The following is a 14,755-nucleotide window of genomic DNA, read 5'->3' on the forward strand; positions in this document are numbered from 1 at the left end:
CTTAAAAGAAGTTAAATTTATCTTTGTGATATAAGTAGTTAAGGAGAATGTAATGCCTTACAATAAACTAGCTAATTTACCTAAAAAAGTAAAAAAAGAATTACCGAGTATTGCTCAAGAAATATATCAATCTGCTTTTAATAACGCTTGGGAAGAATATAAAGATAAGAGCAAAAGAAGAACGAATGATGATCTTGAAACTATAGCTCATAAAGTAGCATGGAACGCTGTCAAAAAGAAATATTATAAAGATGAATTAACAGGGAAATGGCAAAATAAGTAATATTTTAGATATGCGCAAGTTTTCTAATTCTTGGAATTATTAGATACATTAAGAATGCAGCAATAGCAGCTACTAAAGTTAATATTGTGAATAATATTAAATAGCTAGTATTTGTTTGTGTAGGAGTTGCATGTATGTCTGGAGAAGCAACTACCATTGATAACAAGCTAGCTATAACTCCTGATGTACCTCCAGTAACAACCATCCATGATCCCATCATTAATCCTTGAAGTTTAGGGCTAGCTAGTTTACCAACCATAGCATAACCAGTCGGGCCAATAAGTAGCTCACCAATAGATTGGAATGCATAACTTAATATCAGCCATATAGCTGCAGTATAACCGGCAGTATTTGCACATAGTATACCTATGATAAGCATCAAAAATCCTATCGCCATAAAAATGATACTGAAACAGAATTGCATTGGGAAAGAAAAGATAAATCTTTTACGTACAATTATTAGGATACTTGGAAGCAGCATCCCACCAATAGCTATAACTATAGTATTTACATTCTGAAACCACTGAGTAGGCATCAAGAACCCTAAGAAGTGTCTATCTACATTTGCCTCTGTAAATACAGTTAGAGCCATTGGGGCAAGTGAGTAGGCTGACCAAAAAACAAGACCAAAACAAGCTAGTATAAAATAAGCATAAACTTTTTCCTTTTGTTCTTTTTCTCTTTGAGCTTTTGCTATAGGAATAAACATAGCTAATAATAATATTCCGATACCAAGAACAATATAGTTTGTGTTAAGAGGATACTGTAGTGCTAAAAATAATAAGGCAATTACCAAAAGTATTATTACTATTGCAAAAGAGTTATTCTTCAATAATATATGATCGCCAATTTTTTCAACTTTTTTGACTAAAGGTGTTGTTCTATCTGCTACTGTTTTCCAGCCTACTGCTAAAAGTATAAAGGCTGTAATGTTTGTGATAGCTGTTAGAAGAAATAAAATATTGTAGCTATTATCTTGTTGGAATACACCAGCAACGGTAAAGCCTATAAAAAAGCCTATGTTCATTCCAGCATAATTCCAGTAAAAAGCACTCTCTCTACTACTATCATCATTTTCAAATTGCTGCGTTAACATCATATTTATACAAGGTACATTCATTCCGCTACCTGATAAAAATAAGGCTAAAGCAATGTAAAGATTTTCTGTAGATGGGAAAGATAAGAATAAGCAAGCAATAGTTTGTAGTACCATACCTATTAAAAAAAGTGATCTATAGCTAATTAAACGACCACCAACATAACCACCTAAAAGATGAAGTCCATAGTTAAATGCTACAAAAACTCCCATAACAGCGCTTGCTTTAGTGACTGTGAAGCCAAGTCCTTGAGTCATAAATAGTACAAGTGTTGAATAAAGAACTGCAAAACTAATTGTTGAAACAAGTTGAGTTATTAATAATAATTTGGAGGCATTTTTAAATAATGAAAAATTCATAGGCATTTTAAAATTATATATAGTGGATATAATTTTATTATATTAAGAGCTATAAAATATAGTAGAAAATAAAAATATAATAGAAAGAAAGATTTTTATAAGATATATTGGCTTAGGTCTTTATCTTTAACTAGAGTTCCTAGCTTTTCATTAACATAATCAGTAGTTATATTAATAGCTTTGTCATCAAGCTCTGGAGCATCAAAAGAGATTTCCTCTAAAAGTCTCTCCATAACTGTATGTAGCCTTCTAGCTCCGATATTTTCAACTTCTTCGTTAACTTGATATGATATTTCAGCGATTCTTTTGATAGCATCTTCATCAAAGTTTAGTTCAACACCTTCAGTTTTCATAAGAGCAACATATTGCTTAAGGATTGAACAATCAGGCTCTTTTAAGATTCTTACAAAATCTTCGATTTCTAAAGATTTTAACTCAACCCTAATAGGTAATCTACCTTGTAGCTCTGGAATAAGGTCAGATGGTTTAGCAACATGGAACGCACCTGAAGCAATGAAAAGTATATGATCTGTTTTAACCATACCGTGTTTTGTTGATACAGTTGAACCTTCTACTAGAGGTAATAGATCACGTTGAACACCTTCACGAGATACATCAGCACCAGAGTTACTAGACTTTTTGCAAACCTTATCAATCTCATCTAAAAATACTATACCATTTTGTTCAACTGATTCTAAAGCACGAGCTTTTATATCTTCTTCATTAATCAATTTTGCAGCTTCTTCATCTTGAACAAGTTTGATAGCATCTTTGATTTTCATTTTCTTATTTTTCTTCTTGTCACTGCTTAGACTAGAAAATAAATCTTGAAGTTGGTTTGTCATGTCTTCCATTCCTGGAGGTCCCATAACTCCTATGCTCTTAGGTGCAGCAGCTACTTCAATCTCAATTTCTTTATCATCAAGTTCACCATTTTGGATCTTGTTTCTAAAGATTTCACGAGTTTTATTTTCTTTTTCTTTTTTAGATGTAGTTTCTTCAGCAGGCTCATTAGCAAAACCAACTTTTGATTCAGCAGCTCTTGCAGGTGGAATTAAAACATCTAAAATTCTATCTTCAGCTAATTTAGCAGCTTTCTCTGTAACTTGTTTTTTTGCTTCTTCACGCTTCATTTTTACAGCCATTTCAACTAAGTCACGGATGATAGATTCGACATCTTTACCAACATAACCAACTTCTGTAAATTTAGTAGCTTCTACTTTGATAAAAGGAGCATCTGCAAGCTTTGCAAGTCTACGAGCTATTTCTGTTTTACCAACACCAGTTGGTCCAATCATTAAAATATTTTTAGGAGTTACTTCTTGACGCATTTCACTATCAAGCTGCATTCTACGCCATCTATTACGTAGTGCGATAGCTACAGCTTTTTTTGCATCATTTTGACCGATTATATGTCTTTCTAATTCATGTACAATTGTTTTTGGAGTCATTATTTCTGCCATGGTATAACTATCCTTTTTTGTTTTCTAAACTTTCTATAGTGAAATTATGGTTTGTATATATACAAGTATCAGCTGCTATTGTAAGACTTCTTTTTACAATTTCCTCAGCTGAAAGATCAGTATTCTCAACAAGAGCAGTAGCAGCAGAGCGCGCATAAGTAGAGCCTGAACCAATAGAGATGATATTATTCTTATCAGCAGCCATTACATCACCAACCCCTGATATTAAAAGCGATAATTTTTCATCTGCAACTATAATCATAGCTTCTAATTTACTTAGCATTCTGTCTAAACGCCATTCGCGGACCATTTCAACAGCTGCTCGTTCTAGATTTCCTTGATAAAACTCTAATTTTTGTTCAAATTTTTCAAATAGAGTGAACGCATCTGCAGTAGATCCTGCAAAGCCTGTGAGTACTTTACCACCATTTAATTTTCTAACTTTTACAATATTGTCTTTTGCTACAGTATGACCTAAAGTTGCTTGACCATCACCACCGATTACTACTTTATCACCTTTTCTAACACAAAGAATAGTAGTTCCTTTCATTGTTTCCATATTTATTATTCCTTTTTTCGGCGTTGTTAAAATAATCTATTTAATATAAGGTGGTATTGATGTGAGATTTTACAAGCTTTTTATTATTATTTTTTTACGTTTATTATTTATCTTTGCCTTTAAGACAGAAAAGTATTAAAAATTATGTTATATTTTAGCTTGTTTTATTTATTAAGTAGAGTGTTTTAAGTATGAGTAATTTAAACTTTAAAGAAACAATTTCACTAGCTACAACTATATATAAAAGAGGTTTTAAGATAACTTTTGCTTTAGCATTTATACTTTCTTTTATATCTGAATTTTGTTTAGTATATCTAATGCAACATGGTATGGCTGAATATATTGAAAGTGGTGGAAAAACAATGTCTGATAATTTTCCAGGAGGAAATATTTTAGCATTGATGGTTTTGATAATAATGGTAGCAACCATATTTGTCTATGCGATGATAATCATATTACAAGGAATCATGATTAAACATGAAATGAAAGCATCTGATGCTATAAGAATAGCATTACAAATATTTTCAAAAAGAGTATTTCCATTTACAGGATGTTTTTTACTTTCTATGATAGTAATGTCAATACTGACTATGTTTTTACAATATATAGGTATATTTATAACAATATTGCTATTTTTAACTGTAATGCCTGCTATTCTTCTTGATCAGAAAGGCGTTTTTGACTCGATATCTGGTAATTTTAATATTATAAAGAGTAATTTCTTTTATATGTTTAGGATAACTATAGCTATACTAGCACTTATGATCGTAAAGCCTTTACTTACTTTTGGTTTGATTTATATATTTAAAAATATGAATATAGAAATGAATTCATTAGAAATGAGTATGCAAAATATTATTGTAACAGTAGTAGATGCTTTTATTTTACCATTTATATTTGCTGTTAGTGTTAGTGCTTTCTTTTCAACCAAGAAAAAAAGCAATGTTATTTAACATCTAATAACTTCTTTATCATATAATCTTTTTTCAATTGCAAGAAAAGTTAAAATAGTTGACCAATTTAATCCTGATATATAATATTGAATTTGTGTTAAGTGTTTTTTGCTTCACAAAATCATTTAATATACTTATTGTTCAAAACTTTTGTTCATAGAACTTGAGGCTTAATAATGAAAAAGTTTGTAAATATATTTTTTGTGTTTGTTCTAGCGCTATGTTTTAGTTCTGTTTATGCAGTAAATTTATCTTTAATGAAGACAAATATATCAAAAGCGGATCAACAAGATAAAAGTTCTAGTAGTTTACAAAGCAAGAATACTCGTTCAACTATACAAGACTATAAGAATAAAAATAAAAAAATATAAGTTGCTTTTGTTTGATTAGATTAGACCTTTTAAGTGTTCTAAAACGGCTTGGGAAAATCCAGTATCTGAAACATTATATCCACCTTCTAGCAAAGAGATTATTGGACAGTTATTTTGCTTATAAGCAAGTTTGGATTTTATATATTTAGACATTTCATAATAAGCTAAGTCACTTAAGCCTTCTCCTTGTCTAAATTTTGCTACGGGATCGTTATTTCTAGCATCAAACCCTGCTGAAATAAGGACAAGATCAGGATTGAATTTACCAAAGGCATCATCTATAGTTTGGTAAAAGTTAGCTAAGTAATTTTTATCATTAAACTCTTGTCTTTTTAAGTGAACATTTCTTATATAACTATTAGAGTTGGCGGCTTTACCAGATATAGTACCAAAATTACTTGGATCGCTATCAGGAATTTCATTATAATATGGATAAATACTAGCATTGTGTAGTGAGATGAAGTAAGTATCAAAATCAGTGAATCTTGACTCTATTTGTCTATCTGCAATCTCAAATAAAACATTTTGAGTGCCATTGCCATGGTGATAATCCCAATCAATTATTAAAATAGTTTTTTTATTAAATTTTTTATGTGCTAATAAAGAAACAAAAGCTACATTATTAAAATAACAATAACCTTCACCAACCTGATTACCTCCATCAAATTCATCATCCTTACTTACACCTCCAGCAAAGCTATGATGACCTGGTGGGCGCATAGCATAGAATGAAATTTGATTATCCTGTATTGATTTATCAATAGTCTGTGTTAAGGCCTGTAACGGGAATAGTACTGTTTGAATTTTTTCAGAGTTTTGTATTTCAAAAATATGTTTTTGAGGGTGAAGAGTTTCTATATATGGTTTAAAACTATTATCAAAATTACTAGGTTCGATTTTGTGTGGTTGTATAATATCAAGCTTTTTCGCTTTATCGTATGCAAGCTTAACTATATCTAAGCGTTTTGGTTGTTCAGCAGAACCTTTATAGTTTAAATGCTTTTTAAAAAGCTCGAAATTGTAAAAAAAATTTACCTTACTCATAATTAGTAATTCAATAGTTTTTTAAAGAACTTAAAATCATAAGATTGTTTAAATTTAAGTTTCTTATCTGAGACATTTATACTTTTACCATCACTATTAATATTAGCTATAATTCCAGATTCAACTTTTATTTTAATTTCTTGATTATCTTTTATATAAGTTTTACTAAAAGGTAATGTTTTACCAAAGCGCCATTGCCAATTTTTTAAGCTTTCTATTTCATTTGTTATTATTTGTTTATTCTCAAGAGGGGTCTCTTCATTAATTAGACTTAATTCAACACTACCAAAGCTAGTTAAAAAAGCTTTTGTAATATCTTGAGTTTGAATATCTGGATTAATCTCAGCTAAGTTTATGACTTTAGAGCGGTGTGACTTTACTCCTTTAGTATCTAAAGATTTATCAATTGGTTGATGAAGATAATCGTAAAGTTTCTTAGTGTTAGCATTTATCAATAAAGTACCATGATGGAATGCTCTATCTTTTTTTTCTCTAAAAGCACTACCAGATACTTTGTATGTAAAGTCATGATGATCGACAACAATATCATTTCTCTGGTTAGCATAGACATCTATTCCTAATTTTTGTACAGCTTTACAAACTAAGTCAAGATTAGCTTTGATATCATGATCCTTTTTAGGAGAAATAATAGTATAGTTTAGATTACCAAAATCATGATAAACTGTACCACCACCACTTTGGCGTCTGACCATAATAATATTATCTTTTTTCATACTTTCAAGATTACATTCAAGCCAAGGATTTTGTGCTCTACCAATAACGACACAAGGAGCATTTTGCCACAAGAACAATATTTTCTTGTCTTGAAGTTTCTCTAAGAAAAGCCAGTTTTCAAGTGCTAAATTAAAGTAAATATTATTACTTTGAGAAATATAGATATTCATTCTTTATTAAATATTTTTACTTTAAGATTAAGTATAAGGTTTTATTGAGTGTATAAAAGAGTTTTGTGATATAATTTTGCTTTATTGAGTAAATTATATAAATATTAAAACTATAATGTCGACTATACAGCAGACTTTAGAAATTATTAAAAGAGGGGCTGATGAAGTCCTTATCGAAGAAGAATTAATAAAAAAGCTAGAAAAAGATAAGCCGCTGGTTATTAAATTTGGTTGTGATCCAACAGCTCCTGATATTCATTTGGGTCATACAGTTGTTATTAATAAATTAAAGCAGTTACAAGATTTGGGTCATGAAATCCATTTCTTAATAGGTGATTTTACAGCTCAAATAGGTGATCCAACTGGAAAAAATGCTACTAGACCTCCTTTGACAGCCCAAGAAGTTGCTACGAATGCTGAAACATATACAAAGCAAGTTTTTAAAATTTTGGATAGAGAAAAAACAATTATCCGTCGTAATGGCGACTGGTTTGATAAGATGTCTGCAAGTGACATGATCAAACTAGCTTCAAAATCTACAGTAGCTAGGATGCTTGAAAGGGATGATTTCTCAAAAAGATATAAGGGTGGTCAATCAATCTCTATTCATGAATTTTTGTATCCTCTGGTACAAGGTTATGATTCTGTAGCTATGAATGCTGATATTGAGTTAGGTGGTACAGATCAGAAATTTAATCTACTAATGGGTAGAGAGCTACAAAAACAACAAGGTCAAGAACCGCAAATCATCATTACTATGCCTCTTTTAGAAGGTCTAGATGGTGTTAAGAAGATGTCTAAATCTAGCCAAAACTATATTGGAATAGAAGAGGCTGCTAATGATATCTTTGGTAAAGTTATGTCTATATCTGATGATCTTATGTGGCGTTATTACGAGTTATTAAGCTTTAAATCTTTAGAGACTATAGCAGAGTTAAAAGAGAAAGTTGAAAATGGAACTAATCCACGAGATATCAAGATAGAACTTGCAAAAGAGTTAATAGAAAGATTCCATTCTAAGGAAGATGCTGAGAAAGCTCATCAAGATTTTATACAAAGATTTCAAAAAAATCAGATACCTGATGACATAAATGTTGTAGAATTAAGTCAAGAGTTACCTATTGCTAACTTGCTTAAAGAAGCTGGTTTAGTTTCAAGTACATCTGAGGCTAATCGCATGATTAAGCAGGGAGCTGTTAAAATAGATGGTGAAAAAGTTGCTGATAATAAAGTTACTTTTGGTAAAGGTACAGATAATGTTTTCCAAGTAGGAAAACGTAAATTTGCAAAAATTATTATTAAATAAGGGGTTATTAGAAATGGATAAGTTTTTATCAATATTTGTTGGAGTTTTAATTATTGTTACAATTATTACAATATTTATTCACTTATTTCCTATAGCATTAAAAGTATGCATTATTTCAGCAATTATTAGTGCAATAATTTATGTAGTATTAAAAATGATTGAGAAATTTAGCAATTAATCATTTCTTTTAAAACCAATTATTTGCCTACGCTGTTTTTTAGTTGGTTTTTCGTGACTTTGTAGACTTGCTGTTTTTCTTAGCAGAGCTTCTTTCTCTCTTTTCTCAATACTTTCAGGTGTTTCTGTATAGAGCTTTTGTGCCTCTGTTGCAGATTTTCTAACTTCATCCAGGGCTTCGACGACTATAGTTTTCTTTATGTGTGACTGTTGGACTTGATATATATCGCCAATACTGACCGCTTTACTAACTTTTGTTTTCTGGCCTTGAAAGTGTACTTTACCACCTTCGATAGCTTTTTTTGCTAAAGCTCTAGTCTTATAAAACCTAGCAGCCCATAGCCATTTGTCTAGTCTAACACTCATACTTGGATTATATTATTTTATATAATTTGATTATAGCTAATAACATCAAACATTTTAACTAGTTTTAAAGTCTGATATTCTAAAAGGCAGTTTAATACTTAGAAAAATAATAAAATGGACAAAATAATAAATTTACATAAGATGAATACATCTTTAGATAAAAAAAATAATGCTAGTTATCAATTAGAAGATATCTGCATGAATGATTATATTGGTAAAAATTTGAAAATTGAATTTTTAGATGAAATCAACTGTGTATCTTGTGGTACCAAGACAAAAAAAAGCTATTCTCAGGGGCATTGTTTTATGTGTATGAGAAGATTACCTGAATGTGATATCTGTATTGTTAAACCAGAGTTATGTCATTTTGCTGAAGGTACTTGTAGAGATTCTGAGTGGGGTGAAAAAAACTGTATGAAAACACATATAGTCTATTTAGCAAATACAGGAGATACTAAAGTAGGAATTACGAAACTAAAAAATGTACCGTCACGTTGGATAGATCAAGGAGCTAGTCAAGCTATTCCAATATTTGCAGTTGAGAGTAGGTTGATATCAGGCTTAGTAGAGGTTGCAATAAAAGAACATATATCAGATAAGACTAATTGGCGTAAGATGCTTCAAGGTGATCCAGATAGTAGTGTTGATTTTGCTGCTCTAAGAGATGATCTGATCAAAAAATCTACTGATAATATAGAGAAAATAAAAGCTAAATATGGTGAGAATAGTGTTGAACCAGTAGAAGGAAGTATCCAAAATATAAGCTATCCCGTGCTTGAATATCCTGTGAAAATTAAATCATTTAATTTAGATAAAGATCCTATTATTGATGCTAGGCTTATGGGAATAAAAGGTCAATATCTAATATTTGATACTGGAGTGATAAATATACGTAAGTTTAGTGGTTATAAATGTAATATTTCAGGATAGCTTATGAGGAGAGTTGCTATTATCGGAGCTGGAGCTAGTGGGCTAATTAGTGCAAAAATTCTATTAGATAAAGGTTTTGATGTAACAGTTTTTGAAAAAACTAATAATGTTGCAGGAGTTTGGAACTATAGTGAACAAGAGGGTGCTTTATACAAAAGTCTTAGAACGAATTTACCTAAGGAGATAATGACTTTTGAGAATGCGCAAGTTTCTTATAAAACAGATAAATCTTTTATAAATTATGATGAAGTTAAAGCTTATTTAGAAGATAATGCAAAAGTTTGGCAAATAGATAAACTTGTTCAGCTAAATAGTGAGGTTATTAAATTAGAACCTATTGATAGTCTATCAGATCAACCAGCATGGCAACTTACATATATAAAGGATCATGAGAGTTTTAAGGAAGAGTTTAATTTTGTTGTTGTGTGTAATGGACATTATAATATACCTAAAACCTCTTTAGATACTGAAGGGGTTGACAGTGTAAAGAATTATATTACTCATAGTAAGAGCTATAGATCTCCAAATAATCATGGTAAGAGAGTATTGTGTATTGGTTACTCATCATCTGGTATGGATATATCTCAAGAGTTATTAAACAGTGATCGAGAAGTTTATGTTTCTCTAAGAGAATTGGATAATCAAAAAGAACTACATAATTTGCAAAACTCTAAAAAAGGAATTAAATTTATCTCTGGTATACAAAAGTATGAGAAAACAGAACACGGCTGTTTAGCTATAACAGCAAACCAAAATAGTATAGAAATTGATGAGGTTATATTTTGTACTGGTTATAAGTATGATTTTCCTTTTTTATCTCAAAATATAGTTTCGACAAAGGGTAATATTGTTGAACCATTGTATAATCAATTACTCCATGAGAAATATTTAAATCTTGCATTTGTAGGGCTTCCCTGGAAAACATTACCTTTTGTTTTATCTGAGTGCCAGGCAATATTTTTAGCTAATATTTGGCAGCAAAATAAAGCTGATTTATCTACAACTCTTACTGAAATGCAAGATAGTAAGGCTCATAGGGAGAGCTTTGATAGTTATTCAGTAAAATACTATCATATGCTCGGAGATGAGCAGTGGAAGTATAATCTTAATTTACTTGATATTGTAGGCCAGAAGACTCCCTTAAGAGAACAGAGGATAAAGCAGATAGAACAAGTATACAATGATGTTCATAATTTGAAATTAGAATATCCATTTAGCTTTCGAGAAGCTAACTATGAAATTGATTTTACAAAACAAAAGTATTATAGAATCAATAATCCTATATAGATTTTGTTAGGCTTTTAAGAGCAAATTCAATATCTCTTTCTGAAGAGCTATTTTGTTGTCTATTTTTATATATACAAAGTATTTTTTTTACAATACGAGATTGATATTGTTCTTTTGATATTTGTTTAGATTGTAGCTCTTTTATATCTTTTACTATCGAACTAACTGCTAGCTTCCGAGTAATTGAGTATGGTGAATGAGGGTATAATTTAAATGTTAGCCATAATATGACACAACCAAATATAGCGCTTAAACCTACAGTTAATGATTTAGAAATTTCAAAATTCATATGATTGCTTGGCTGCACAAGAGATATTACGCCTAAACAAAACCCTAGACTATATGCTTGGAATTTTTGATGAGTCATTGTGATAATACCAAGGAATAATGTTCCAACTAAAACTAATATTAGTAACTCAAAATACCCTACAACTTTAGCTAGTAAATTTAGAGTAACAAAAATACTAATAGGAATAGATATAATTATACCTATAACAGATTTTTTTGTTAAATCTGCTGAATTTGGTGCAGGTACAAAGATTTGCGATAAAAGACAAGGGATTACAAGCATCATTAGTAAACTTGAATTACCTTCGGTATTTATCCAAAATAAGGATAAAAATATTAATAGAAATATAGTTCTAGATATAGTAAAAAAAGTTACAAGTATATTATTATAGTTTTTAAAACTGTAATAGTGTTGATCATACGTTATAGGTGAGTTTTTTTTATTTATTTGTTGGTAACTATTGATTACTTTATTAAATTTTATGATTACTTGATCTATTAAAAAATTGTTTGACTTAAAAGTAAACTCACTTTTCGTAGTATTAAGATCATCAAGATCATTTGAAATCCTTTTTAGCTTTCTTTTAAAGGATTGATCTAACTTATCTTTTACGGCTTGTTTTCTTAAAATATGAGCAGATTGGATTAATTCAACTATATTATTTGAAAATTTACGATAATCATTGCTATTAAGGTTTTCGTATTTACTTGCGCTTAGATCATTATCTAAAGTTATAAGGCTATTAAGAATATTTTCTACTTGCTTGTTATATCTTTCATTATTATAGAAATCTTTTACAGAAAGAACTTGTTTAATATAATCTATTGTTAAATTAAAGGACTTGGTTGCATGATTTTTAAGTGTATCATTAACCTTTACAGGAAAAATATAGTAGTTTACAAGGCATGAACATAAGCTACCTATGATTATTTCTGTAATTCTAGAGTATCCTATGTGAAAAATATATTGTTCTGTTGTCATTAATGGATTAGCAATAGAGTAAAAAACAACTATAGTACAAGTGATATTTGCTAAAGTTAAAGCATAAATAAAATTTGGGTGTGACATACTAACAGAAAAGTACATAGTGATAGCAATAAAGACACATAAAAACAATATTGCTAAGGCAGGATATGGTAAAAATAAATTGACTATTATAAAGCCTATAACAACGCCTATAAGAGATACAAAGACTAAAAGTACAGCTTTCTCAACAATAAAACCAGTCTCAGGTCTAAGTTGTAGAAAAAGGGCGGTTATCATTGCCCACATGGGTTTATCTAGGTCAAGACTCATTGATATACCAAGGGCTAGAGTTATAGCAATACAGCCTTTTAATGTATATATGAAGCTCTTAGTTGTGAAAATCTTTTCAGTCATTGTATTTTTACCGTAGCATTTATTCCTGAAACTAGATTTATATCTTTGGGAATTACCTCTAGAGATATATCTACGGGAATTCTTTTTGAGAGTCTTACCCAGTCGAAAGTTTGCTGTATTTTGGGTAATAGCTGACTATTTACATCTGTGTTATTATCGGCTATTGCTTTGCCTATACTAATTACATGACCATACAAAGGTTCTCCGCCACTCATTAACTGAATTTCTGCCTGTTTACCTATTTTAATATTTGGAAGCTTAGTTTCTTCGAAGTATCCTGTAACATAAAAAGAGTTTTTCTTTACTATAGACATTACAGGTTTTGCAACTGTTACAAAATTACCTTGTCTTAAGCTTATGTTGTTTATCATGCCACTAATAGGTGCATAAACTCTAGTTCTTCTTAGATTGATTTCTGCAGTTAGAAAATCTGCTTTTGCTTTTTCTACGGCTGCCTTTTTCAGCTTAACTGCCATCAAATAATCATCTAATTCTTCTCTACTAATTGATCCAGATTTACCTAGTTTTTTCCTTCTATTATATTTTTGTTGAGCAAGTTTTAATTCTAGAGTAGCATGATCTACAATAGCTTCCTTCTCTTTAAAATCTGCAACATATCTTTCATCATCAATAGAGAATATTAAATCTCCTTTTTTGACTTTTTGAATATCTTTTACATATACTTTTGTTACAAATCCCGATACATCAGGAGCTATAGTTATAATTTTTGCTCTGATCCTAGCATCTCTAGTCCATGGAGAGTAAAAATAATATTGCCATACTGAATATAAAGAGAATATAGCGAGAGCTATGATTATTGCACTAAGTAGTGATTTAATTTTTTTATTTGGCATGTGAGTTTTAACCTTCAAGTAAAAATATTATTAGGCCTAAATAACATATAAATAGTAATAAATTTATCCAAGATAATTTTAAATTAGTATGAAAGTACAACGCTTTAGATATCGTTAGATTGCTTATAATTGTTAAAATACAGGCTAAGCTTACAAATAGCACAAGAGGAGAAAACAGTAAGCCATTAATAGAAATTACGATCATATTTAGCTCCTTATTAATCGAAAGAAGTTACAGTTAATTGATGAAATGCTTAAAGATCTTACTAATTAACTTTTAAAATAAATGATACACCGTATTATATAGTGATACAATAATAATTTAGAAATTTTATACCAAAAAAGCTATTATTAGAGGGTGAATATATTTTAAAGAAAATAGTTATGAGTGAGAGTAAAAAAATTCAAGTAATAAGTAGAGCCATTAGTATTTTACAGAGTATTAGTAATCAACCTGGTGGGATGAGTCTAGGAGATATAGCAAAAGAAGTTGATTTGCCAAGATCTACTGTACAAAGAATTGTTGCGGCTTTAGAAGCTGAAAGCTTCACAAGAAGTGAAGGTGCTGGAAGGATTTTACTTGGATCTGGGATTTTTAAGTTAGCATCATCATCTTACGCGGATATTGTTTCTTTAACACAAAACTCACTGAGAAAACTTAGTGAAAAAACTCGAGAAACAGTTGTTTTGACTCAGTCAAACAATACTGATTTAATTGTAATGCATCGATTTATTGCAAATAGAGAACTCCAAGTGATTCCAAGGATTGGTGTTCTAGATAAACCTATATATAACACGGCACCAGGAAGAGCTCTCTTGTCTTTATATAGTGACCAAGAAGTTATTGAAATCTTAGGTAAAGAAATATCTGAAAATAAAGAGCTATTTGGTAGACTAGCAAAAATAAGATCTAATGGCATAGAGTATGATCATAGTAAAACGATGGAGGGGATAGTTAGTATAGCTGCAGCTATAAATACCTTTTTAGGAAGTTTAGGTATTTCTGTTCTTGTCCCTCAACATCGTTTTGAACAAAATAAAGATTTTTATATCAAAGAGTTATTAAAAGTCAAAAAGGTTATCCTATCTGATATTGGCATCAAAAACTCTAAACTATAAATTGATTAATTAG

Annotated in this window: 16 protein-coding genes; 8 read left to right on the forward strand and 8 right to left on the reverse strand. The window is 30.1% G+C overall.

The features are described from left to right. The first annotated feature begins 52 nt into the window (after positions 1-52). Positions 53-283 (forward strand): ChaB family protein, encoded by a 231-nt coding sequence (locus F7310_RS04395; protein WP_072712071.1) that lies wholly within the window; start codon positions 53-55, stop codon positions 281-283. Between the two features lie 4 nt (positions 284-287). On the opposite strand, the gene F7310_RS04400 is transcribed toward F7310_RS04395, so the two are convergent. The 3 genes from F7310_RS04400 to hslV form a co-directional block, all read right to left on the reverse strand. Next, on the reverse strand, positions 288-1,745 hold the full coding sequence (locus F7310_RS04400) for a peptide MFS transporter (protein WP_414654027.1): 1,458 nt from the start codon (positions 1,743-1,745) through the stop codon (positions 288-290). 89 nt (positions 1,746-1,834) lie between these two features. Then, on the reverse strand, positions 1,835-3,202 hold the full coding sequence (gene hslU, locus F7310_RS04405) for an ATP-dependent protease ATPase subunit HslU (protein ID WP_072712073.1): 1,368 nt from the start codon (positions 3,200-3,202) through the stop codon (positions 1,835-1,837). A 7-nt stretch (positions 3,203-3,209) separates the two neighbouring features. Continuing rightward, positions 3,210-3,761, reverse strand: a complete 552-nt coding sequence (hslV, locus tag F7310_RS04410; RefSeq protein WP_072712074.1) for an ATP-dependent protease subunit HslV — start codon at positions 3,759-3,761, stop codon at positions 3,210-3,212. Positions 3,762-3,952: 191 nt separating this feature from the next. Here hslV and F7310_RS04415 point away from each other — a divergent pair, with 191 nt between their 5' ends. Then, positions 3,953-4,714, forward strand: a complete 762-nt coding sequence (locus F7310_RS04415) for a hypothetical protein (RefSeq protein WP_072712076.1) — start codon at positions 3,953-3,955, stop codon at positions 4,712-4,714. A gap of 176 nt (positions 4,715-4,890) precedes the next feature. Beyond that, positions 4,891-5,085: a hypothetical protein gene (locus F7310_RS04420; RefSeq protein WP_072712077.1), complete on the forward strand. Its 195-nt coding sequence runs from the start codon at positions 4,891-4,893 to the stop codon at positions 5,083-5,085. A 15-nt stretch (positions 5,086-5,100) separates the two neighbouring features. On the opposite strand, the gene F7310_RS04425 is transcribed toward F7310_RS04420, so the two are convergent. Further along, entirely contained in the window at positions 5,101-6,129 is a 1,029-nt protein-coding gene (locus F7310_RS04425) for an arginase family protein (protein WP_072712079.1), read from the reverse strand. A 2-nt stretch (positions 6,130-6,131) separates the two neighbouring features. Continuing rightward, on the reverse strand, positions 6,132-7,034 hold the full coding sequence (locus F7310_RS04430; RefSeq protein ID WP_072712080.1) for a lipoyl protein ligase domain-containing protein: 903 nt from the start codon (positions 7,032-7,034) through the stop codon (positions 6,132-6,134). A gap of 115 nt (positions 7,035-7,149) precedes the next feature. Between F7310_RS04430 and tyrS the strand changes: the two genes are divergently transcribed. Both tyrS and F7310_RS10555 read left to right on the forward strand, forming a co-directional pair. Then, positions 7,150-8,340: a tyrosine--tRNA ligase gene (gene tyrS / locus F7310_RS04435; RefSeq protein WP_072712082.1), complete on the forward strand. Its 1,191-nt coding sequence runs from the start codon at positions 7,150-7,152 to the stop codon at positions 8,338-8,340. A 13-nt stretch (positions 8,341-8,353) separates the two neighbouring features. After that, positions 8,354-8,518, forward strand: coding sequence for a hypothetical protein (locus tag F7310_RS10555; RefSeq protein WP_173647414.1), 165 nt, complete (start codon positions 8,354-8,356; stop codon positions 8,516-8,518). Here F7310_RS10555 and F7310_RS04445 read toward each other — a convergent pair. Beyond that, a complete protein-coding gene (locus F7310_RS04445) occupies positions 8,515-8,883 on the reverse strand; it encodes an RNA-binding S4 domain-containing protein (protein ID WP_072712085.1) in 369 nt (122 codons plus the stop codon). The genes F7310_RS10555 and F7310_RS04445 overlap by 4 nt on opposite strands. A 114-nt stretch (positions 8,884-8,997) precedes the next feature. Between F7310_RS04445 and F7310_RS04450 the strand changes: the two genes are divergently transcribed. Next, positions 8,998-9,813: a DUF2797 domain-containing protein gene (locus F7310_RS04450; RefSeq protein ID WP_072712086.1), complete on the forward strand. Its 816-nt coding sequence runs from the start codon at positions 8,998-9,000 to the stop codon at positions 9,811-9,813. Between the two features lie 3 nt (positions 9,814-9,816). Beyond that, on the forward strand, positions 9,817-11,100 hold the full coding sequence (locus tag F7310_RS04455) for an NAD(P)-binding domain-containing protein (RefSeq protein WP_072712088.1): 1,284 nt from the start codon (positions 9,817-9,819) through the stop codon (positions 11,098-11,100). Here F7310_RS04455 and F7310_RS04460 read toward each other — a convergent pair. Next, complete coding sequence (locus F7310_RS04460; protein ID WP_072712089.1) at positions 11,093-12,769, reverse strand: FUSC family protein; 1,677 nt, start codon at positions 12,767-12,769, stop codon at positions 11,093-11,095. The two genes, F7310_RS04455 and F7310_RS04460, sit on opposite strands and share 8 nt — an antisense overlap. Then, complete coding sequence (locus F7310_RS04465) at positions 12,766-13,623, reverse strand: efflux RND transporter periplasmic adaptor subunit (RefSeq protein WP_072712091.1); 858 nt, start codon at positions 13,621-13,623, stop codon at positions 12,766-12,768. The genes F7310_RS04460 and F7310_RS04465 overlap by 4 nt, the downstream gene beginning before the upstream one ends. A 384-nt stretch (positions 13,624-14,007) precedes the next feature. Between F7310_RS04465 and F7310_RS04475 the strand changes: the two genes are divergently transcribed. Then, positions 14,008-14,742 carry an IclR family transcriptional regulator gene (locus tag F7310_RS04475; RefSeq protein WP_072712094.1) on the forward strand — a complete coding sequence of 245 codons (735 nt, stop codon included), beginning with the start codon at positions 14,008-14,010 and terminating at the stop codon, positions 14,740-14,742. Positions 14,743-14,755 lie beyond the last annotated feature (13 nt).

Origin of the sequence: Francisella uliginis, from assembly GCF_001895265.1 — a bacterium.
Lineage (GTDB): Bacteria > Pseudomonadota > Gammaproteobacteria > Francisellales > Francisellaceae > Francisella > Francisella uliginis.